The organism is Vreelandella malpeensis (genome assembly GCF_020622355.1).
Classification (GTDB): domain Bacteria; phylum Pseudomonadota; class Gammaproteobacteria; order Pseudomonadales; family Halomonadaceae; genus Vreelandella; species Vreelandella malpeensis.
Genome location: NZ_WHVL01000006.1, coordinates 253,255 through 274,048 on the forward strand (window position 1 = coordinate 253,255; position 20,794 = coordinate 274,048).

Sequence of the window (20,794 nt, forward strand, 5' to 3'; positions counted from 1 at the left end):
GCGCATGCCAGGCGCATCCACCCCTGCAGTGAGGTCGTTTCATGAGTGTTTATGCCATCAATCATCCGCTTGTCCAGCACAAGTTGGGACTCATGCGGGAAGGGGGTCTGAGCACCAAGAGCTTTCGCGAGCTGGCAGGTGAAGTCGCCAAGCTTCTGACCTACGAAGCCACCAAGGACCTCGAGCTCGAGGATCATGAGATCGAGGGCTGGAACGGCTCGCCGATCAACACCTGCCGCCTGAAGGGCAAGAAGGTCACGGTAGTGCCGATCCTGCGTGCGGGTCTCGGCATGCTCGAAGGCGTGACCGACCTGATTCCCAGTGCTCGCGTCAGCGTGGTGGGTCTTTACCGTGACGAGGAAACCCTCGAGCCGGTGCCGTACTTCGCCAAGTTCGCCAATGACATCGAGGAGCGCATGGCGATCGTCATCGATCCGATGCTCGCCACCGGTGGCTCGATGATCGCCACCCTCGACATGTTGCGCGAGCGCGGCTGCGAGAGTATGAAAGTGATCGTGCTGGTCGCCGCTCCCGAAGGCATCGAGCGGGTTCGAAAGGCGCATCCGGACGTCGAGATCTACACCGCCTCCGTCGACGAGCGCCTCGACGAGAACGGCTACATCGTGCCGGGCCTGGGCGATGCAGGCGACAAGATCTTTGGTACGCGCTGAGCGGACCGCTTCGAAATGCCCCTTGCGCCTCGCGCCGGGGGCATTTTTTTGGCCAGCCGTTGGCGGCCATTCGAAAAGCCGCAGCGAAAGCCGCGGCCATGACAACGCAAGGGACGTTGAATGACTAACGAAACACCGCAAGACTCCTGGCCCAAGACGCTTCTGACCGGGGCGCAGATGCTGTTCGTCGCCTTCGGCGCGCTGGTGCTGGTGCCACTGCTCACCGGGCTCGATCCGAGCGTGGCGCTGTTCACCGCCGGGATTGGTACGCTGATCTTCCATGCGGTCACCAGGCAAAGCGTGCCGGTGTTTCTGGCCTCGTCCTTCGCGTTTATCGCGCCGATCCAGGGATCCATCGCAAGCTTCGGCATACCCGCGACGCTTGGCGGGCTGATGGCTTCGGGGCTGGTTTATACCGTTATCTCCCAAGCCGTGCGGCTGAAAGGAACCGGCTGGCTTCATCGGCTGCTGCCGCCGGTGGTGGTCGGGCCGGTGATCATGGTCATCGGCCTGGCGTTGGCGCCGGTCGCGGTCAGCATGGCGATAGGCGAGACCAGCGAGGGCATCAGCTACGGCCAGGCGATCTTCCTTTCGATGGCGAGTCTTCTGGTGACGCTGGTGCTCGCCGTGTTCGGGCGCGGGCTTCTGCGCCTGGTGCCGATCATCGGTGGCGTAGTGACCGGCTATGCACTGTCGCTGATCATGGGCGTGGTCGATTTCACTGCGGTGCGTGATGCCGCCTGGGTCTCCGTGCCCGCCTTCACCGCGCCCACCTTTCACTGGGCGGCGATTTTGTTCATGCTTCCCGTGGCCATCGCCCCGGCGGTAGAGCACATCGGCGACATGGTCGCCATCGGCTCGGTGACCCGCAAGAACTACCTGGAGAAGCCCGGCCTGCACCGCACGCTGCTGGGTGATGGCCTGGCCACCAGCGCAGCGGCGCTGTTCGGCGGCCCGCCCAACACCACCTACTCGGAGGTGACCGGGGCGGTCACGCTGACTCGGGCGTTCAACCCCAAGTTCATGATCGTGGCTGCCGTGCTTGCCATCGTGCTGGCCTTCATCAGCAAGCTCGGCGCGCTGCTCCAGACCATCCCCGGTCCCGTGATGGGCGGCATCATGACGCTGCTGTTCGGCTCGATCGCCGTGGTCGGCATGAACACGCTGGTGCGCGCCGGACAGTCGCTGACCGCACCGCGCAACCTGGTGGTGGTGTCGCTGATCCTGGTGTTCGGCATTGGTGGCATGCAATTTGGGGAAGGCCAATTCACCCTGCAGGGCGTGAGTCTTGCCGCCCTGGTGGGCATCGTCTTGAACTGGGTTCTACCTGCGGAGAAAGAGCTTGCCTGATACACGGACGAGCGTTGCCGTGGGGCCGATCGCCACGACGTTTCCCGTGCTGGGCGTGGCCGCCTGGAGCTCGACGGGCAAGACCACGCTGCTCGTCGAGCTGCTGCCGCGCCTGCGCGCGGCGGGGCTCGAGGTCGGGGTGATCAAGCACGCCCACCATGACTTCGATATCGACAAGCCGGGCAAGGACAGCTACCGGCTGCGCGAGGCCGGGGCCGCGCCGACGCTGGTCGCCTCCGCCAGACGTTACGCTCTGATGCAGGAAACGCCGAACCAGGACGAGCCGGATCTTGTCCATCTGTTGTCGCTGATGGAGCCCCACGCGCCGGATCTGGTGATCGTCGAAGGCTTCAAGCAGTGGCCGATTGCGAAGCTCGTGCTATATCGCGACGATATCGGCGACCCCGGCATCTTGGCTTGCGAGAACGTCCAGGCGGTCGCGCTCAAGGGCGCGGCACCGGATACGCTCGAGGCTTCGATTGTGCGGCTCGACCTTGATAACATCGACGCCATCGCGCACTGGATACTCCAGTGGTGCGCCGCGTTCCCCGACCACGAAAGGTAACGATATGCAGCTGACGCACCTCAATACGCATGGCGAAGCCAACATGGTGGATATCGGCAACAAGGACCCTTCCCATCGGGAAGCAGTGGCCTCGGGCCGCGTTCGCATGGCGCCGGCCACGCTCGAGCTTCTCGGCGCCGGCGAGCTGCCGAAGGGCGACGTGCTCGCGACGGCGCGCATCGCCGGTATTCAGGCCGCCAAGCGCACCGCCGAGCTGATACCTTTGTGCCACGCGCTGTCGTTGAGCAAGGTGAGCGTCGACTTCACCCTCGACCGCGATGCCGGCGTTGTCAAGGTCGAAGCGCTTTGTCGGCTGACCGGGCGTACCGGTGTCGAGATGGAAGCACTCACCGCCGTTTCCGTGGCGTGTCTGACGCTCTACGACATGTGCAAGGCGGTGGACAAGGAGATGGTCATCGAGGCTATCCAGCTTGAAAGCAAGCAGGGCGGCGTGCGCGGTGATTACCAGCGCACCCGGGCGCCGCTGGTCACCGGTGACGGAACGCCAGGCGAGGTCAGCCTGGGCGGGCGCTGCGAGCTCTCGCCCTGCGTCAAGGTGAAGTTTCTCGCCGAGCTGCGCGAGAGGGTCGGCATCAGCGAGCTGTCGCTATCGCTCGATCGGCTGCAAAGCCGCGACGTGGCCGGTCTCAAGGCAGCGCTAATCGCGCAGGATGCGAGCTTCGCGGTGCTCGAAGAGCAGCGTACGCTCTGCGCGATCAATCAGGTGATGGCCAACGATGCGGCGCTGATCACCGACGAGGACGAAGTGGCGTTCTTTCCGCCGGTCACGGGAGGCTGAATGAGCGATCCTCGTATTATCGTCACGGTTCAGGAAGCCGCCTTCGCCTTCGACGAGGGGTACGCCGCACTGCTCGACAATCGCTGCGACATCGGCGCGGTGGTCGGCTTCACGGGGCTGGTGCGTGACTTCAACGAGGCACCGGAGGTCACAGCGCTGACGCTGGAGCACTATCCCGGCATGACCGAGCGCGCCCTTGGCGATATCGCCGCACAGGCCTGCGCGCGCTGGGCACTGACCGGCGTGGTGATCATTCACCGGGTGGGGCGTCTTGTGCCGGGTGATCCGATCGTGCGGGTACTGGCCGCCAGCGCCCATCGCCGCGACGCTTTCGAGGGCTGCGACTTCATCATGGACATTCTCAAGACTCGCGCGCCTTTCTGGAAGAAGGAGCACGCAACCCAAGGTGACTACTGGGTCAAGGAGCGCGAAAGCGACGCCGGCGACGCCGCACGCTGGTGAGGCGAGTGATCTAGGCGTTGAAGGGCGATTCCGTCGCCATGATCTGCAGGTGAACGTCCGGCAGGTGGCGGCAGTGGTCGTCGAGCCAGCTCAGCATGCGCGGGGTGAGAGCTTCTCGAAGCTCCGTCAGGGTGTCCGCCTCGATCTCCTCGAGGCGCTCGTCGAGCCAGTCGCTGAAGCTTTCCTCGTCGATCGGGCTGGAGTGGCTTGAGTCCAGCATCAGCCGGCCGATACGCTGCCAGCCGGTGTCGGTGGCGTACACCGGCAGTGCCAGAAAGAGCGTTCCCCGGCGCGGCGCATCACTCTCGCGCGTCCCCAGCCCTGGATGGGCCACCACGCTGTTCTGGTCCACCACGTGAGGGTGCTGGGGGTAGCGCGCTTCAAGCCGCAGGCCTTCCTGGTCGAGCGTCAGCAGGTCGCCGTTGACCGGTGCCAGGGGCGCTTTTATACCGAGTTCCTCGGCGAGCGCCTGATGGGCCTGCTGGTGGATCATCTCGCCGTGCACCGGCAGGAGCAGGCGCGGACGAACCCAGCGGTAAAGGGTCTTGAGCTCCTCCTGGGCGGGGTGGCCGGTGGCGTGCAGCTCCGGGTGATTGGTCTCGTCGAACAGCGTCACGCCGAGCTGGGCGAGGCGCTTCTTGAGCGAAGCGATCGGCCGTTCGTTGCCGGGAATCGCCTTGGCGGAGAAAATGACGGTATCGCCGGGCTCGAGATCCAGAAAGGGGTGGCGACGCTGGGCCAGGCGCTGAAGCGCCGCGCGCGGCTCGCCCTGGCTTCCGGTAGCGATCACCACTACCTCGTTGGCCGGCAGGTAACCGAGATCCTGGGCCGGCACCAGTGCCGGGAAGTCGTCCAGGTAGCCAAGTCCGCGCGCCACGCTCACCATGCGCTCCATCGAGCGCCCCATCAGGCTCACTCGGCGCCCGTTTCGAGCCGCCGCCTGGCCGATCGCCAATACCCGCGCCAGGTTGCTGGCAAAGCAGGAAACCACCACGCGCCCCTCGCACTCCTTGAGCGTCTGTTCCAGGGCCTTGGCCACCGCGCCTTCGCTGCCGGCGCTGCCGGGCAGCGGCGCGTTGGTGGAGTCGCCCACCAACAGGTCGATCGGCGCGAGCGCCTGAAAGTGGCTCGGATCGACGCAGGGGCCGATCAATGGCGCCGGATCGAGTTTCCAGTCGCCGGTATGCAGCACCCGATAGTCGCCAGCCTGCATCATGATCGCGCAGCTCTCGGGAATCGAGTGGGTCATCAGCAGGTAGCGCAGCGTGAACGGGCCTTCCTTGAGCGCCTCGCCCGGCTCGATCACGCGAATCGCCGCGCTCGAGAGGCTATGTTCGGCGAACTTGTGGCGCAGAAGTCCCGCCGCCAGGGGCGTGGCGTAGATCGGGCACTGCCACTTGGGCCATAGCCAGGCAACCGCGCCGATATGGTCCTCGTGGCCGTGGGTGATGAACAGCGCCTTGGGAGCGATCGCGAGTTCTTCTAGCGTTCGGGTGTTGGGCACCTGGAGTGGCGCGCTTGGCAGGTCCTGGCGAATCATCATGCCGCAATCGATGGCGATCCAGTGATCGCCATGGCCATAAAGCGTCAGGTTCATTCCTATTTCGCCGCAGCCACCCAGCGGCAGAATGCGCAAGGGTGGGCGGCGACGGGGACGAAGTTGAACGCGTGATGGATCCATTGATTTTGAACAGCCTGAAAAGTAAGACTTTAACTATACGGTGTGCGGAGGCGGCTAACAATGATCGCAATGCCTCGGATCAAAGCTTGCGCTACACTAGCGACCTTGCCGGGTAGAGCGCTGGCAGGCCTGACAGCGGGCCATGTTTCTAGAGTGCATTCACGTAGAGTCTATTTATGTCACATTATTACCGTCTAGTGGTTTCCTGCCCCGATCAGGTGGGCATCGTCGCCCGCGTTTCGAGCTTCATCGCCCAGCACGGTGGCTCCATCACCGAAGCGAGCCAGCATTCGGACCTGCAGACCGGGCGCTTCTTCATGCGCTACGAGATTCTCGCCGACTCCATCGGCATGAGCGCAGGCGAACTTGAAGAGGCGTTCGCACCGATCGCCGCCACCTTCGACATGCAGTGGGCGCTGGTGGATACCCAGAAGCGGCGCAACGTGGTGATCATGGTCTCCCGGGAGTCGCACTGCCTGGTGGATCTTCTTTACCGCTGGCAGGCTGGCGAGCTCGACTGCAACATCGTTGGTATCATCTCGAACCACCCGGACATGCGCGCGCTTTCCGAGTGGTACGAGATTCCCTATTTCCATATCGCCGTGGATCCGACCAACAAGCAAGCCTCCTTCGATGCCGTTCAGGCGCAGATCGAGGCGCTCGACGCGGATTGCATCGTGCTCGCCCGCTACATGCAGATCCTGCCGCCGGCGCTTTGCGAGCACTATGCCGGGCAGATCATCAACATCCATCACAGTTTCCTGCCGTCCTTCGCCGGGGCCAAACCGTACCACCAGGCCTACGCCCGGGGTGTGAAGCTGATCGGCGCGACGTGTCATTACGTGACCGAAGAGCTCGACGCCGGGCCGATCATCGAGCAGGACATTCACCGCGTGAGCCACTGCCATACGCCGGCGGATCTGGTGCGTTTCGGCCGCGACGTGGAAAAGTCGGTGCTGGCCCGCGGGCTTCGCTGGCATCTCGAGGATCGGGTGCTGATCGATGGCAACAAGACCGTGGTGTTCGGTTGAGAGAAACGAAAACGGGGCGAAACGCCCCGTTCTTGATTGCAAACGTCGGCCGAAGGCCGAGACTTCCTAGCCCAGCGCCTGTCCGCTGCCGCCGCGAATCACTCCGACGCCGACCCCTTCGATATCGAGCTGCTGAGTGCGCAGGTCGATTTCGATGGGGGCGAAATCGCTGTTCTCCGCCAGCAGCGTCACCTGATGGCCGTCGCGCTTGAAGCGCTTGACGGTCACTTCGTCCTCGAGGCGCGCCACTACGATCTGGCCATCGCGCACCCGCTCGGTGCGGTGCACGGCGAGCAGGTCGCCTTCCAGAATGCCGATGTCCTTCATCGAAAGCCCGCGCACGCGCAGCAGGTAGTCGGCCTTGGGCGTGAAGTACTCTGCCGGCAGCGGGCAATAGCGATCGATGTGCTCCGCAGCGAGAATGGGGCTGCCTGCCGCGACTTCACCGATGATCGGAAGTCCGCTGGTGCCGGTGTCCGTTGAATCGTTGGCGGCCGGGGCGGTGTCCGGTGCATCGGCGCCTTCCTGATTGGGCAGGCGGATGCCGCGCGAGGTGTGGCGAATGATGCGGATCGCTCCCTTGCGCTCGAGCGCGCGCAGGTGCTCCTCGGCGGCATTGGGAGAGCGAAACCCGAGTGCCTTGGCGATTTCCGCACGCGTCGGCGGGTAGCCGTAGTCGTTCATGGTCTTGACGATAAAGTCGAACACGTGCTGCTGACGAACGGTAAGCGGGCGTGACATGGCGCACTCCAGGGTAAACGGGTAACTAAAAAGGTGACCGGTAGAACATGTGTTTAAGTATACAGTATGTCTCTGTGTCCAGTATATGACCCAAGCCCCGGTTTATAAAGCGCGCGCTGGCTTTCTCGAGCCAGGCCCCGTCGTTTTGGCGATTGAGCCCTGAACGTGAATGGCCTACTATGCCGCGATGCTTTATGCCGCGATGTTTGAAACACTCGTTTTCTGGAGGATGTCATGGCGCAGTCAGATACGGTCACGCGTATCCTCGATACCGCAGAGGTGCTGTTCGCCGAGCGTGGCTTCGCCGAAACCTCGCTGCGCAACATTACCAGCAAGGCGCGGGTGAACCTGGCCGCCGTGAACTATCACTTCGGGTCGAAGAAGGCGCTGATCCAGGCCGTGTTCGCTCGCTATCTCGATCCGTTCAGCGAGCGCTTCCACGAGGCGCTCGACGAGCTGCAGGCGCGTCATGGCGAGCAGCAGATTCCCCTCGAGGTGCTGCTCGAGACCATGGCGACCACGGTGCTGACGGTGCCCGCCGAGCGCAACAGCCTCAAGGTCTTCATGCGCCTTTTGGGGCTTGCCTACAGCCAGGCCCAAGGGCACCTGCGCCGCTACATTCATGAGCAGTACGGCGATGTATTCACTCGTTTCGTCGAGCTGGTGCGCCAGGCAACGCCCGGGCTTCCCGATGCCGAACGCTTCTGGCGGCTGCACTTCATGCTAGGCACGGTGATCTTCACGCTTTCCGGGCTCGATGCGCTGCGCGATATCGCCGACAAGGAGTACGGCGAGCAGGTATCGATACGCGATCTCGTGCGCCGCCTGCGCCCGGTGGTGGTCGCCGCCATGCACGCGCCGCTGCCCGCCACCCTGGAGGAGCCTTCCCATGTCCACCCCGAAGCTGGCTGAGCTGCCTCCGGTGGAGGGCGCCTGGGTCGAGATTGACTGCCAGTCGCAGCAGCTGCGCCTTTGGCAGGGGCGAAGTGTAGTTCACGAATGCGCCATCTCCACCGGCGTCAACGGCGTCGGCGAGGAGGAGGGGAGCGGGCGCACTCCGCGCGGCTGGCACTACGTGCGCGCCGCCATCGGCGAAGGCCTGCCGGAGAACGCGGTATTTCGCGGGCGGCGCTTCACCGGTGAAGTCTTCACTCCGATGCTTGCCAAAGCGCATCCGGAGCGTGACTGGATTCTTACCCGCATCCTGTGGCTCTGCGGGCTCGAGCGGGGCGTCAACCGCGGCGGGCGCGTCGATTCCCAGCGCCGCTACATCTACCTGCACGGTACGCCGCCGGATGAGCCGATGGGCGTCGCCGCCTCACACGGCTGCATTCGGGTACGCAACGCTGACCTCTTGACGCTGTTCGCCGCCGCGCCCCCCGGTACGCCGGTCTGGCTTCACGGCGAGAGCCTGGCGTGATGGCGGATTTTGCCTGAGCGCGCCGATCGACTAGAATTGGCGCCCGTTTCGTTGGATCTATGCTCATGACACAATCGCTTGGCCCGGTCATGCTCGACCTGGAAGGCCCTTCCCTCACGATTGCCGAAAAGACCCTGCTGCGCGATCCCGCCGTCGGCGGTGTCATCCTGTTCGCCCGCAACGTCGAGAACGCCGAGCAGGTTCGTCGGCTGTGTGCCAGCGTGCGCGCAGAGCGCCCCGATCTGCTGCTGGGCATCGATCAGGAGGGCGGGCGCGTGCAGCGCATCAAGGCGGGAGCGACCCGCCTGCCTGCCATGGCGCGTATCGGCGAGCGCTTCGTCGAGGACCCGGAAGCGGGCGTGGCGCTGGCCGCGGATGCCGGCTGGCTCTTGGGCATGGAGATGGCCGCCTGCGGGCTCGACGTGAGTTTCGCACCGGTGCTCGACGTCGAGAGCGGGCTTTCGAGCGTCATCGGCGATCGCAGCTTCGGCCACGACCCGGAGCAGGTGGCGCTGTTGGGTGGCCACTTCGTGCGCGGTTTGCACGAAGCCGGGATGGCGGCGATCGGCAAGCACTTTCCCGGCCATGGTGGCATCGAGGCGGATACCCACCTGAAGGTGGCCGAGGATCCGCGCCCGCTCGAGGCGTTGAAGGCGCACGATCTGGTGCCCTTTGCCCGCCTGGCCGGCGAGCTCGATGGCGTGATGCCGGCTCACGTGATCTACAGCGCTTTCGACTCGCGACCGGCAGGCTTTTCGCCGAGCTGGCTCGGCATGCTGCGCGAGTCGCTGGGCTTCAAGGGTTGCATCTTCTCCGATGACCTGACCATGGCCGGCGCCCACGTGGCGGGAAGTCCCGCCGAACGCGCCCGGGCGGCGCTGGCGGCGGGCTGCGACATGCTGTTGATCTGCAACGATCGCGATGCAGCCCTCGAGGTGGTCGGCGCCTGCCAGGGCCTTCAGAACAAGCGTATCGGCAAGCTTCGCTACGCCCGCGCCCGGCCGGATCTAGAGGCGCTTGGCGCGCTCAAGCGCTGGCGCCGCGCCAATGCCAAGCTTTCCGAACTCGCCGGTTAACGACCGGCGCTTCCGTTTTCTCTTTTCCGACCTTTTCCCGAGTAACGCCGGAGCCCCCATGGCCAAACTGGACAAAGAAACCCTCGAGTCGCTGGATTCGATGCGCGAATTGATGGACAACGCCGACTGCCTGATCTCCCAGGCGCAGGTCGAACAGGCGCTGGATCGCATGGCGGAGGCCATCACTGCGGATCTCGGCGACAAGTTGCCGGTTTTTTATTGCGTAATGAACGGCGGACTGATCACCACCGGGCACCTGTTGACTCGGCTCGGCTTTCCGCTCGAGGTGGACTACCTGCACGCCACGCGCTATCGCAACGAGCTGCGCGGCGGCGAGCTCTTCTGGCGCGTCTCGCCGGAGGTGCCGATGGCCGGGCGCCACGTGGTGATCATCGACGACATCCTCGACGAGGGCGCGACCCTGGCAGCGATTCTCAAATACTGCGAAGAGGCCCAGGCGGCGAGTGTGTCCACCGCGGTGCTGGTCGACAAGACGCATGATCGCAAGGCGGTGCCCGGCCTCAAGGCCAATTACTGCGGCCTCGAGGTGACGGATCGCTACGTGTTCGGTTTCGGCATGGACTACAAGGGCTATTGGCGCAACGCCCCGGGCATCTTCGCGCCCAAGGGCCTGTAACGTTTTTTATAGAAATCCTGCCTCGCTAGCGCGGTGAAAAACGCCGCGCGAGGCCGGTTTCGGCGATCATGCGCGTCGAGATCTCCTCGATCGAGAAGCGCGTGGTGTCGATGAACGGAATGTTCATCGAGCGGTAGAGCGCCGCCGCCTGCTCGACCTCCTGCACGCACTGATCGATCGAGCTGTAACGGCTGTTGGGCCGGCGCTCGTTGCGAATCGCCGAGAGCCTTCGCGCATCGATGGTCAGTCCGAACAGCTTGTGGCGGTGCGGGGCGAGCACACGGGGGAGCTTGAGGCTGCCATCCTCGTCCAGATCGTCCTCGGTCAGCGGGTAGTTGGCCGCGCGGATGCCGAACTGCAGCGCCAGATAGAGCGAGGTTGGGGTCTTGCCGCAGCGCGACACGCCGACCAGAATCACGTCCGCCTGGTCGTACTGGTGGGTGCGGGCGCCGTCGTCGTTGTCGAGGGCAAAATGCACCGAGTGGATGCGGTCCATGTAGACGTCGTCGCTGCCGATCGCATGAGTGCGCCCCACGCTGTAGGAAGAGTGGGTCTCGAGCTCCTGCTCGAGCGGCTCCAGAAAGGTCGAGAAGACATCGACCTTGAAGCCCTGGGCCTGGCGAATCACGTCGCGGATGCTTTGATCGACGATGGTGTCGATGATGATCGGCCGCTGGCCGTCGCGACTGGCGGTAGCGTCGATGATATCCGCCAGCGCCCGGGCCTTCTCGATCGTATCGATGTAGGGCTTGGTGAGCATCGTGATTTCGACGCCGCTGAACTGGGCCAGAAGGCTCCGCCCCAGGCTCTCGGCGGTAATGCCCGTACCGTCGGAAATGAAAAACGCCGTGCGCTTCATGGATTTCTCTCCATCGTTTCTCTTTATCATCGCTCGTGGAATCGAGGCTTTATTCTCACCGCTTCTTTGGATCGGCACAACGTGTCGCAAATGCGCTGGCCAAGGCCGCCTCTGGAAGGGCGACTACAGGAAACTCCTTGAAGGCCTGCGTGTTGTAAAAAACCTTCAGTGACTTCGCGGTTAGACTAATGGCGAATACGAGGGGGCGGTGATAGGGTGACACGCTCAATGGCAGGGGGCGAACCGGCGGGCGTCCATGGCTCGCTGGCTGATTCAACCCAAGGGTGACGATAAAAGGGGTGTTGCGTGCAAGAGTACATTGTGTGGTTCGATCAGTTGGGCATGAACGACGTCGAGCGCGTGGGCGGCAAGAACGCGTCGCTGGGCGAAATGATCTCCAATTTGTCCGACGCCGGTGTCACGGTACCCGGCGGCTTTGCGACCACCGCCCATGCCTATCGTGAATTCCTGGCGCACGAGGGCTTGAACGACCGCATCAACGCGCTGCTCTCGCGCCTCGACGTCGATGACGTCAAGGCGCTGTCTGAAGCAGGTAGCACCATCCGCCAGTGGATCATCGACACCCCCCTGCCGTCCGCTTTCGAAAGCGCGCTTGCCGATGCCTACGCCGCGCTCCAGAGCCGCCATCCCGATCTCAAGGCCGCGGTGCGAAGCTCCGCGACCGCCGAGGATCTGCCGGACGCTTCCTTTGCAGGCCAGCAGGAGACCTTCCTCAACATCGAAGGTTTCGACAACGTCAAGCGCGCCGTACACGAAGTGTTCGCGTCGCTGTTCAACGACCGCGCCATTTCCTACCGCGTGCATCGCGGCTACGCCCACGAGAACGTCGCGCTTTCCGCCGGCGTGCAGAAGATGGTGCGCTCGGAAACCGGCGCCTCCGGCGTCATGTTCACTCTTGATACCGAGTCCGGCTACCGCGACGCGGTGTTCGTCACTGCCTCTTGGGGGCTCGGTGAGACGGTGGTACAGGGCGCGGTCAATCCGGACGAGTTCTACATCCACAAGCCCACGCTCGAGGCCGGCCGCCCGGCGGTGCTGCGCCGCACGCTCGGCTCCAAGCTGATCAAGATGATCTACGGCGAAAGCGCCAGCGCCGGCAAGTCGGTGGCCACCGTCGACGTGCCGCTTTCCGATCGCGGACGTTTCTGCATCAGCGATGACCAGGTGATGGATCTCGCCCGTCAGGCGGTGATCATCGAGCAGCACTACGGCCGCCCGATGGACATCGAGTGGGCGTTGGACGGCGACGACGGCAAGCTCTACATCGTCCAGGCGCGTCCGGAAACCGTGGTCTCCCAGCAGGAGGGCGGCAAGCTCGAGCGCTTCCACCTGAAAGAGAAAGGGCGCAAGCTGATCACCGGCCGCGCCATCGGCCAGCGCATCGGCAGCGGCACGGTCAAGGTGGTGATGAGTCCGGACGACATGGAGAAGGTCCAGTCCGGCGACGTGCTGGTCACCGACATGACCGACCCGGACTGGGAGCCGATCATGAAGCGCGCCTCGGCGATCGTCACCAACCGGGGCGGGCGTACCTGCCACGCGGCGATCATTGCCCGCGAACTCGGCATTCCGGCGGTGGTCGGCTGCGGTGACGCCACCACCGCGCTGCGTGAAGGCGTCGACGTCACGGTCTCCTGCTCCGAGGGCGATACCGGCAACGTCTACGAGGGACTTCTTGATTTCGAGTGCAAGGTGTCGAGCGTCGATGCCATGCCTGAGATCCCGTTCAAGATCATGATGAACGTGGGCAATCCGGATCGCGCCTTCGGCTTTGCCGGGCTGCCCCATGCAGGGGTGGGGCTTGCGCGTCTCGAGTTCATCATCAACCGCATGATCGGCGTGCATCCCAAAGCGCTTCTCGAGTACGACCGTCAGACGCCGGATCTCAAGCAGGTGATCGACGTGCGCACGGCGGGCTACGATGACCCGGTCAGCTTCTACGTCGACAAGCTCGTCGAAGGGGTGTCGACGCTTGCCGCGGCGTTCCATCCGCAGAAGGTCATCGTGCGTCTGTCGGACTTCAAGTCCAACGAGTACGAGAACCTGATCGGCGGCAAGCTCTATGAACCCGGCGAAGAGAACCCGATGCTCGGCTTTCGCGGTGCCTCGCGCTACGTGTCCGAGGCGTTTCGCCCCTGCTTCGAGCTCGAATGCCGCGCACTCAAGCGCGTGCGCGACGAGATGGGCTTCAAGAACGTCGAGATCATGGTGCCCTTCGTGCGCACCACGGGTGAAGCGCGCGAGGTCGTCGAGCTGCTGGCCGCCAATGGGCTGGATCGCCGCGAGAGCGATCTCAAGGTGATCATGATGTGCGAGCTGCCCGCCAACGCCCTGCTCGCGGACGAATTCCTCGAGCACTTCGACGGCTTCTCGATTGGCTCCAACGACCTGACCCAGCTGACCCTTGGGCTCGACCGCGACTCCGGCATCGTTGCGCATCTGTTCGACGAGCGTAACGAGGCGGTGAAGAAGCTTCTTTCCATGGCGATCAAGGCGTGCAAGGCACAAGGCAAGTACGTCGGCATCTGCGGCCAGGGCCCATCGGATCACCCTGAACTCGCCAAGTGGTTGATGGAGCAGGGCATCGATTCGGTCTCGCTCAACCCGGATGCGGTGCTCGAAACCTGGTTCATGCTGGCCGGCGAGACCATCGCCTAAGCCTGACTCGATGATTGCGTTAATTTGCGCCCGGCCATTGTGCCGGGCGCAGGCGTTTAATAGGCTAGCTTGAAACGGGGCAGGCGTCCTTCGTTCACCGAATTGTTCAACCCGGCCCGCTCAAGTCGGACCATGCCGGCCAGATATCCAGGAGAGATCATGCTGCCACGCAAGGCGACGTTACCCTTGACCGGCCTGTTGCTGGTACCCCTCTACAGCTTCGGCTTCACCTACGACACGCCCGCCGTCACCCCGGAAGTGGGCTCCGGCTACGAGGAAAAACCCGGCTGGGCCTTCGACGAGTTCGCGGTGGCCGCCGCCAATCCGCTCGCCGCCGACGCCGGCCGGCAGATTCTCGCGGCCGGCGGCAATGCCATCGACGCGGCGATCGCCGTGCAGATGGTATTGACGCTGGTCGAGCCGCAGTCCAGCGGCATCGGCGGCGGCGCCTTCTTGATGTACGCCGAGGGTGCCAATGTCGAGGCTTTCGACGGCCGCGAAACGGCCCCCCAAGCGGCAACGGAAACGATGTTCATGGATGATGGCGAGCCCATCGCGTTCATGGATGCCGTGGTCAGCGGCCAGGCGGTCGGCGTGCCCGGCACGCTGAAGATGCTGGAGTCCGCCCACGCCGCCCACGGCAAGCTCGATTGGAAGACGCTGTTCGTGCCTGCCATCACGCTCGCCGAGGAGGGCTTTCCGGTCAGCCAGCGCCTGCACACCAGCATTGCCGAGGATCCGGCGCTGGGTGACGATCCGCTCGCCGGCGCCTTCTACTTCGATGAGAACGGCGAGCCGCTCGACGTGGGCGAGACGCTGACCAACCCGGCGCTGGCGGCGATCCTGCGCTTGATTGCCGAGCAGGGCAGCCAAGCCTTCTACGAAGGCGAGGTGGCGCGCGATCTCGTCGAGCGCGTCACGAATCATCCCACCCGCCCGGGCGCCATGACGCTCGAGGATCTCGCAGGCTACGAAAGCGTGACGCGCGATGCCCTCTGCACGCCCTGGCAGCAGTGGCGCGTCTGCGGCTTCCCGCCGCCGTCCTCGGGGCATATCACCGTGATGCAGATTCTCGGCATGCTCGATGACCAGCCGATGATCGAGGCCCCGCTGGACAACGGCGTGGCGAGCGCCAGTTGGCTTCACCAGTTCCTGGAAGCATCACGGCTGGCCTTCGCCGATCGTAACCGCTACATCGGCGACCCGGAGTTCGTCGAGGCGCCGGGGGGTGATTGGGCGATGATGCTTGCGCCGGATTACCTGGAACGCCGCAGTCAGCTGATCGGAGAGAGCAGCATGGGCGATACCGCCGAGCCCGGTAACCCCGGCGAGTTCGTGGTGAGTTACGCCTCCCAGCCGACCCAGCCCGAGTACGGCACCAGCCATATCAGCATCGTTGATGAAGACGGCAATGCCGTGGCCATGACCACTACCATCGAGCAGGCCTTCGGCTCGCGGATCATGGCCGATGGCGGCACGGGCCTGCCCGGCGGCTACCTGCTCAACAACGAGATGACCGATTTCTCCTTCACTCCGGAGATCGACGGCGAGCCGGTGGCCAACCGGATCGAGCCCGGCAAGCGCCCGCGCTCGAGCATGAGCCCGACCCTGGTGTTCGACCAAGAGAGCGGCGATTTCGTGGCGAGCCTCGGCTCGCCCGGCGGCGCGGCGATCATCCACTACACTGCACGCACGCTCATGGCCATGCGCGACTGGGGGCTGAGCGCCCAGGAAGCGCTCAATCTGCCCCACGCGGTGACGCTGGGCAGCGATGTCTGGCTGGAGGAGGGGCGCTTTCCCGAAGCGACCATCGACTCGCTCACCGAGCGGGGCCATAACGTCAGCGAACGCGAGCTGACCAGCGGCCTGCAGGCGATTCGTCGCCTCGAGGACGGCACGCTGTTCGGAGGTGCCGATCCACGCCGTGAAGGCGTGGTGGAGGGCGAGTGATCGCCCGGGTTACTCGCGCAGCCAGTTGCGCAGCTTGACGAGAATGATGCCGCCGTCGCTCAGCGCACGGCGGTCCTCGATCAGCTCGCTCAGCCGCTCCGGGTAGTCGGTGATGATGGCGTCCACCCCCAGGTCAATCAGGGTGGACATGCGCGCGCGGTCATTCACCGTCCAGGCGTGGATCTCGTAGCCGTAAAGCCCGGCGAGTTCGATCTCGCGTCGAGTGATGCGATTATGGCGAAGCCCCAGCGCATCGAAACGTGTTCGATCGAGCGTACCCGGCAGGATCAGTTGAGCCAGCAGGGTGACGCGAATTTCCGGCGCGCGCGCCTTGATCGTCTCGATCAGGCTCGGCGTCATGGTCGCCAGACGCATCTCCAGGAAGACATTGGGGAAGCCGCATTCGCTCATGCCGGTCAGGGCGCTTTCTTGCGTCGCCCAGCAGCGATAGCGAATGTCCGACTCGACCTCCAGCGCATCCATTACCGCCTCGGCCAGGCGTGGCTCGTCGCCTCGGCTGGCCTTCATGTCGATCATCAGCCCAGCCTTGCCGCGCACCTCGGCGAGCGTCTCGTCGAGTCCGGCAATTCGCTCGCCCACGAAAGCGTCGCCGAACCAGCTACCGACATCGAAGCCGGCAAGCTCCTCGCGGGTCAGCTCATCCAGGTCGCGCTCGTCGCCGGTCAGGCGTGCAAGGCTTCGGTCGTGGTAGAGCATCACCTGATCGTCGGCGCTCAGGCGAACGTCGAGCTCGACATAGTCGGCACGATCTTCAAGCGCCTGGCGTACGGCGGCCAGGGTGTTCTCCGGCGCCACCATCGAACTGCCCCGATGGGCGATCACCGCCACGTTGTCGCGGATCTCGAAGCTGTTGAGAATCCACCACGCCTGGAGTGCGGCGAACACCAGTACGAAGAGCTCCACCGCCCAGGCGAGCCGACCGGACGAGGGCGTGGCTTGAGGCAAGGTGGAAGAGGAGGGTGCACGACCCGCCAACTGCTGGTAGAGGCAGGCAGAGAGCAGAGCGTTGGCGGCGATACCGAGGAAGGTGATGGTCAGCGTGATCAGCACGTAGCCGGTGAGGTAGGCGAGCATGGCCGGAATCAGTACCGCGGTATGCTCCGGCAGCCACCACAGAAGCGGTGTGACCACCAGATCGAACAGCCAAGTGATCAGCACCGGCAGCGCCACGATTAGCACCAGAAGGGTCAATACCGCCGCGGCGATCGAGCGGCGCCATCCGCGGGTGAGAGTGACGCTGCGGCCCAGGGCGGCGAGTGGCGATGCACCTTCGATTGCCACCAGCGGTAGCGCCAGTACCCAGCGCAGGTAGAGCCAGGCGGCGAGCCACATCCAGCCAAGCGCCAGCGGCAGCGCGCAGGCCAGGAAGTACCACAGCACGGGCGGGCGGACGCGCTGCAGATAGTAAGGCTCCAACCCGCTGAGAAACCCGTCGTAAAGCCCGGCGATCGCGAGCATGAACGGGGCGAGCAGCAAAAGATGTGCGCCTACCTGGAGAATGACCAGCCCCGCCAGCGCCGGCAGGCGCCGAGTGCTTCGCCACAGTGCGGTCAGCGCCAGCCGATAGTGGTGGTTGCGCTCAGAGACGGCGACCATCAGCATGCCCGCCTGCTGCCAGTAGATCAGCAGAAAGGCGAACCCGAGCCCCACCAGCAGCGTCAGCATTCCCGTCGGGCTGAACAGCAGCGCCACCAGGGCGTCGGTAGTGATCACGGTGCGATGGAGAGCGGCGAGCAGGGTCTGCGATACCCAGCCCAAGGTGGGCAGCAGCAGCGCCGAGGCGAGCAGCGTGTAGAGCAGGTGGAAGGCGATCAGAGGCCTCAGGTGATCCTTTAGGGTACGCATCAGGGCGTAGCCCAACGGTTTCAACGGCTGCATGGCGAAAGCGGTTCCAAATTCGGGTCCATGGGCGATAAAAAACGCTCCGACCTTTGAAAGGTGCGGAGCGTTCGGTCATCGGCTCAGAGGAAAGGTCCTCTGCGATGGTGCGAGCATCGGCGATGGGTCGGTCGACAGGGGGGCTTACGCTTCCTGGGCGACCGGAATCACGTTCGAGGCAATCTTTTGATACTCCTCGATTTCGTGGAAGTTCATGTAACGATAGATCTCGCCGGCCAGGGCGTCAAATTCGCCCATGTAGCGCTGGTACTCCTCGACGCTCGGCAGGCGGCCTTCGACGGCGGCGACCGCCGCCAGCTCCGCCGAGGCGAGGTACACGTTGGCACCATCACCCAGGCGGTTCGGGAAGTTACGTGTAGACGTGGACACCACGGTGCTTTTCGCCGCCACGCGTGCCTGGTTACCCATACACAGTGAACATCCCGGCATTTCCATGCGGGCTCCCGCACGCCCGTAGATACCGTAGTAACCCTCTTCGGTGAGCTGGTGCTGGTCCATCTTGGTGGGCGGCGCCAGCCACAGGCGGGTCTTCAGGCTTCCCGCCGGCTGCTTCTCGAGCAGCTTGCCCGCCGCGCGGAAGTGGCCAATGTTGGTCATGCACGAACCGATGAACACTTCATCGATCTTCTCGCCGGCGACATCGGACAGCAGGCGCGCATCGTCCGGGTCGTTCGGCGCACAGAGAACCGGCTCCTTGATCTCGCTCAGGTCGATCTCGATCACTTCTGCGTATTCGGCGTCCTGGTCCGCGCGCATCAGGCTCGGGTTGGCAAGCCACGCTTCCATGCCCTCGATACGACGGCTGATGGTGCGCTCATCGCCGTAACCATTGGCCATCATCCACTTGAGCAGGGTGATATTGGACTTCAGGTACTCGGTCACGCTCTGCTCGGACAGCGTGATGGTACAGCCCGCGGCGCTACGCTCGGCGGAGGCATCGGAGAGCTCGAAGGCCTGCTCGACGGTGAGATCCTCGAGACCTTCGATCTCGAGCACGCGACCGGAGAAGGCGTTCTTCTTGCCGGACTTGGCCACGGTCAGAAGGCCCTGCTTGATGCCGTAGAGCGGAATCGCATGCACCAGGTCACGTAGGGTGACGCCGGGCTGGCGCTTGCCCTTGAAGCGCACCAGGATCGACTCCGGCATGTCCAGCGGCATGACGCCGGTGGCCGCGGCGAAGGCGACCAGCCCCGAGCCCGCCGGGAAGGAGATGCCCATCGGGAAACGGGTGTGCGAGTCGCCGCCGGTGCCGACGGTGTCCGGCAGCAGCATGCGGTTGAGCCAGCTATGGATGATGCCGTCGCCCGGGCGCAGGGAAACGCCGCCGCGGTTCATGATGAAGTCCGGCAGGGTGTGGTGGGTATCCACGTCCACGGGCTTGGGGTAGGCCGAAGTGTGGCAGAACGACTGCATGACCAGATCCGCCTGGAAGCCCAGGCACGCCAGGTCCTTGAGCTCGTCCCGGGTCATCGGGCCGGTGGTGTCCTGTGAGCCGACGGTGGTCATCTTCGGCTCGCAGTACATGCCCGGGCGCACGCCGGGCAGGCCGCACGCCTTGCCGACCATCTTCTGCGCCAGGGTGAAGCCCTTGCCGGTATCCTTGGGCTGGTCGGGCAGGCGGAACACGTCGGAAGGCGCAAGGCCCAGCGACTCGCGCGCCTTGCCGGTCAGGCCGCGGCCGATGATCAGCGGAATACGGCCACCGGCACGCACTTCGTCCAGGATCAGCTGGGTCTTGAGCTCGAAGGTGCTCACCACGTCGTCGGTGCCGTGCTTGCAGACCTTGCCTTCATAGGGGTAGATGTCGATGACATCACCCATCTCGAGCTTGGCAACGTCCATTTCGACGGGCAGGGCGCCGGAGTCTTCCATGGTGTTGAAGAAGATCGGTGCGATCTTGCCGCCGAAGCAGAAGCCTCCACCGCGCTTGTTGGGCACGAACGGGATATCGTCGCCGAAGAACCACAGCACCGAGTTGGTCGCGGACTTGCGTGAGGAGCCGGTGCCCACCACGTCGCCCACATAGGCGACCGGGTGGCCCTTGGCCTTGATCTCGTCGATCTGGGCGAGCGGGCCGGTGGTGCCAGGCACCTCGGGATTGATGCCGTCGCGCTCGTTCTTGAGCATGGCGTTGGCGTGCAGCGGGATATCCGGGCGCGACCAGGCGTCCGGTGCCGGCGACAGGTCGTCGGTATTGGTTTCGCCGGGCACCTTGAACACGGTCAGGGTGATCTTCTCGGCGAGCGCCGGCTTGGAGAGGAACCACTCGGCCTCGGCCCAGGACTGGATCACGTCCTTGGCGACGGCGTTGCCGTTCTTTGCGCGCTCTTCCACATCGTGGAAGGCGTCGAACATCAAAAGGGTGTGCTTGAGCTGCTCGCCGGCTTCCTTGGCGAGCTCCTCGTTGTCGAGAAGCTCGACCATGGAGACGATGTTGTAGCCGCCCTGCATGGTACCCAGAAGCTTCACGGCGTGGATCTTGTCGATCAGCGGCGAGCTGGCCTCGCCCTTGGCGATGGCGGTCAGAAAGCCTGCCTTGACGTAGGCGGCCTCGTCGACACCGGGCGGCACGCGGTGTGTGATCAGGTCGAGCACAAACTCTTCCTCACCGGCCGGCGGCGTCTTGAGCAGCTCGATCAGGGCCGCGGTCTGCTCGGCATTCAGGGGCTTGGGTGGTACGCCTTCGGCGGCGCGTTCCTCGACATGTTGGCGATAAGCTTCAAGCACGTTGGGCCCTCTCATCTACTTGGGGTGCCGGACACATACCCGCACGGTCGTCGGTACGCGGCCTGGCACGAGACATACGCTTGACAAACAGCGTGTGGTGGATGGCTGGGGATTCTACGGCAAACTGTCGACAATGTTAAGACGACAGCGCGAGCGCGGGTTTGGACGTTGTGTCGACAAAGCGCTACTCAAGATGACAAACGTTCGTTTAGACTGTAATGAGCAA

At 64.3% G+C, this 20,794-nt stretch carries 17 protein-coding genes; 12 read left to right on the plus strand and 5 right to left on the minus strand.

Annotation, left to right across the window (positions count from 1 at the left end; genetic code table 11):
* Positions 1 to 41: 41 nt before the first annotated feature.
* The 5 genes from upp (at position 42) to moaE (ending at position 3,847) form a co-directional block, all read left to right on the plus strand.
* The gene (gene upp / locus GEV37_RS14755; RefSeq protein WP_227391032.1) at positions 42 to 671 is read left to right on the plus strand and encodes a uracil phosphoribosyltransferase; all 630 of its coding nucleotides are present in this window, start codon (positions 42 to 44) and stop codon (positions 669 to 671) included.
* Between the two features lie 120 nt (positions 672 to 791).
* Complete coding sequence (locus tag GEV37_RS14760; RefSeq protein WP_227391033.1) at positions 792 to 2,021, plus strand: uracil-xanthine permease family protein; 1,230 nt, start codon at positions 792 to 794, stop codon at positions 2,019 to 2,021.
* Positions 2,014 to 2,586, plus strand: coding sequence for a molybdopterin-guanine dinucleotide biosynthesis protein B (mobB, locus tag GEV37_RS14765; protein ID WP_227391034.1), 573 nt, complete (start codon positions 2,014 to 2,016; stop codon positions 2,584 to 2,586). Before GEV37_RS14760 ends, mobB begins: the two co-directional genes overlap by 8 nt.
* A gap of 4 nt (positions 2,587 to 2,590) precedes the next feature.
* A complete protein-coding gene (gene moaC, locus GEV37_RS14770; RefSeq protein WP_227391035.1) occupies positions 2,591 to 3,385 on the plus strand; it encodes a cyclic pyranopterin monophosphate synthase MoaC in 795 nt (264 codons plus the stop codon).
* Positions 3,386 to 3,847, plus strand: a complete 462-nt coding sequence (moaE, locus tag GEV37_RS14775) for a molybdopterin synthase catalytic subunit MoaE (protein WP_227391036.1) — start codon at positions 3,386 to 3,388, stop codon at positions 3,845 to 3,847. It begins immediately after the preceding gene.
* Between the two features lie 10 nt (positions 3,848 to 3,857).
* On the opposite strand, the gene GEV37_RS14780 is transcribed toward moaE, so the two are convergent.
* Entirely contained in the window at positions 3,858 to 5,444 is a 1,587-nt protein-coding gene (locus tag GEV37_RS14780) for a ribonuclease J (protein ID WP_227391037.1), read from the minus strand.
* A gap of 260 nt (positions 5,445 to 5,704) precedes the next feature.
* Here GEV37_RS14780 and purU point away from each other — a divergent pair, with 260 nt between their 5' ends.
* Positions 5,705 to 6,559, plus strand: a complete 855-nt coding sequence (purU, locus tag GEV37_RS14785; protein WP_227391038.1) for a formyltetrahydrofolate deformylase — start codon at positions 5,705 to 5,707, stop codon at positions 6,557 to 6,559.
* Positions 6,560 to 6,625: 66 nt separating this feature from the next.
* Here purU and lexA read toward each other — a convergent pair whose 3' ends face one another.
* Entirely contained in the window at positions 6,626 to 7,300 is a 675-nt protein-coding gene (gene lexA / locus GEV37_RS14790) for a transcriptional repressor LexA (protein ID WP_227391039.1), read from the minus strand.
* Between the two features lie 234 nt (positions 7,301 to 7,534).
* Here lexA and GEV37_RS14795 point away from each other — a divergent pair, with 234 nt between their 5' ends.
* The 4 genes from GEV37_RS14795 to GEV37_RS14810 all read left to right on the plus strand — a co-directional run bounded on the left by GEV37_RS14795 (position 7,535) and on the right by GEV37_RS14810 (position 10,433).
* Positions 7,535 to 8,212: a TetR/AcrR family transcriptional regulator gene (locus GEV37_RS14795; protein ID WP_227391040.1), complete on the plus strand. Its 678-nt coding sequence runs from the start codon at positions 7,535 to 7,537 to the stop codon at positions 8,210 to 8,212.
* On the plus strand, positions 8,190 to 8,720 hold the full coding sequence (locus tag GEV37_RS14800) for a L,D-transpeptidase (protein ID WP_227391041.1): 531 nt from the start codon (positions 8,190 to 8,192) through the stop codon (positions 8,718 to 8,720). The genes GEV37_RS14795 and GEV37_RS14800 overlap by 23 nt, the downstream gene beginning before the upstream one ends.
* A 65-nt stretch (positions 8,721 to 8,785) precedes the next feature.
* On the plus strand, positions 8,786 to 9,796 hold the full coding sequence (gene nagZ, locus GEV37_RS14805; RefSeq protein WP_227391042.1) for a beta-N-acetylhexosaminidase: 1,011 nt from the start codon (positions 8,786 to 8,788) through the stop codon (positions 9,794 to 9,796).
* Positions 9,797 to 9,854: 58 nt separating this feature from the next.
* Positions 9,855 to 10,433: a hypoxanthine-guanine phosphoribosyltransferase gene (locus GEV37_RS14810; protein WP_227391043.1), complete on the plus strand. Its 579-nt coding sequence runs from the start codon at positions 9,855 to 9,857 to the stop codon at positions 10,431 to 10,433.
* 25 nt (positions 10,434 to 10,458) lie between these two features.
* Here GEV37_RS14810 and ppsR read toward each other — a convergent pair whose 3' ends face one another.
* Positions 10,459 to 11,292 carry a posphoenolpyruvate synthetase regulatory kinase/phosphorylase PpsR gene (ppsR, locus tag GEV37_RS14815; RefSeq protein ID WP_227391044.1) on the minus strand — a complete coding sequence of 278 codons (834 nt, stop codon included), beginning with the start codon at positions 11,290 to 11,292 and terminating at the stop codon, positions 10,459 to 10,461.
* A gap of 306 nt (positions 11,293 to 11,598) precedes the next feature.
* On the opposite strand from ppsR, the gene ppsA reads away from it, so the two are divergent.
* Positions 11,599 to 13,971, plus strand: a complete 2,373-nt coding sequence (gene ppsA, locus GEV37_RS14820; RefSeq protein ID WP_227391045.1) for a phosphoenolpyruvate synthase — start codon at positions 11,599 to 11,601, stop codon at positions 13,969 to 13,971.
* Positions 13,972 to 14,130: 159 nt separating this feature from the next.
* The gene (gene ggt, locus GEV37_RS14825) at positions 14,131 to 15,921 is read left to right on the plus strand and encodes a gamma-glutamyltransferase (RefSeq protein WP_227391046.1); all 1,791 of its coding nucleotides are present in this window, start codon (positions 14,131 to 14,133) and stop codon (positions 15,919 to 15,921) included.
* Between the two features lie 9 nt (positions 15,922 to 15,930).
* Here the strand turns inward: ggt and GEV37_RS14830 are convergent, their stop codons facing one another.
* On the minus strand, positions 15,931 to 17,820 hold the full coding sequence (locus tag GEV37_RS14830; RefSeq protein WP_227391047.1) for a glycerophosphodiester phosphodiesterase family protein: 1,890 nt from the start codon (positions 17,818 to 17,820) through the stop codon (positions 15,931 to 15,933).
* Positions 17,821 to 17,964: 144 nt separating this feature from the next.
* Positions 17,965 to 20,568, minus strand: a complete 2,604-nt coding sequence (gene acnB, locus GEV37_RS14835) for a bifunctional aconitate hydratase 2/2-methylisocitrate dehydratase (protein ID WP_227391048.1) — start codon at positions 20,566 to 20,568, stop codon at positions 17,965 to 17,967.
* Positions 20,569 to 20,794 lie beyond the last annotated feature (226 nt).

Bases quoted from the DNA above. Each gene is read 5' to 3' on its own strand.
- upp (WP_227391032.1), top strand. From the start codon at position 42: ATGAGTGTTTATGCCATCAATCATCCGCTTGTCCAGCACAAGTTGGGA.
- GEV37_RS14760 (WP_227391033.1), top strand. From the start codon at position 792: ATGACTAACGAAACACCGCAAGACTCCTGGCCCAAGACGCTTCTGACC.
- moaC (WP_227391035.1), top strand. From the start codon at position 2,591: ATGCAGCTGACGCACCTCAATACGCATGGCGAAGCCAACATGGTGGAT.
- moaE (WP_227391036.1), top strand. From the start codon at position 3,386: ATGAGCGATCCTCGTATTATCGTCACGGTTCAGGAAGCCGCCTTCGCC.
- GEV37_RS14780 (WP_227391037.1), bottom strand. From the start codon at position 5,444: ATGAACCTGACGCTTTATGGCCATGGCGATCACTGGATCGCCATCGAT.
- purU (WP_227391038.1), top strand. From the start codon at position 5,705: ATGTCACATTATTACCGTCTAGTGGTTTCCTGCCCCGATCAGGTGGGC.
- lexA (WP_227391039.1), bottom strand. From the start codon at position 7,300: ATGTCACGCCCGCTTACCGTTCGTCAGCAGCACGTGTTCGACTTTATC.
- GEV37_RS14795 (WP_227391040.1), top strand. From the start codon at position 7,535: ATGGCGCAGTCAGATACGGTCACGCGTATCCTCGATACCGCAGAGGTG.
- GEV37_RS14800 (WP_227391041.1), top strand. From the start codon at position 8,190: ATGTCCACCCCGAAGCTGGCTGAGCTGCCTCCGGTGGAGGGCGCCTGG.
- nagZ (WP_227391042.1), top strand. From the start codon at position 8,786: ATGACACAATCGCTTGGCCCGGTCATGCTCGACCTGGAAGGCCCTTCC.
- GEV37_RS14810 (WP_227391043.1), top strand. From the start codon at position 9,855: ATGGCCAAACTGGACAAAGAAACCCTCGAGTCGCTGGATTCGATGCGC.
- ppsR (WP_227391044.1), bottom strand. From the start codon at position 11,292: ATGAAGCGCACGGCGTTTTTCATTTCCGACGGTACGGGCATTACCGCC.
- ggt (WP_227391046.1), top strand. From the start codon at position 14,131: ATGCTGCCACGCAAGGCGACGTTACCCTTGACCGGCCTGTTGCTGGTA.
- GEV37_RS14830 (WP_227391047.1), bottom strand. From the start codon at position 17,820: ATGCAGCCGTTGAAACCGTTGGGCTACGCCCTGATGCGTACCCTAAAG.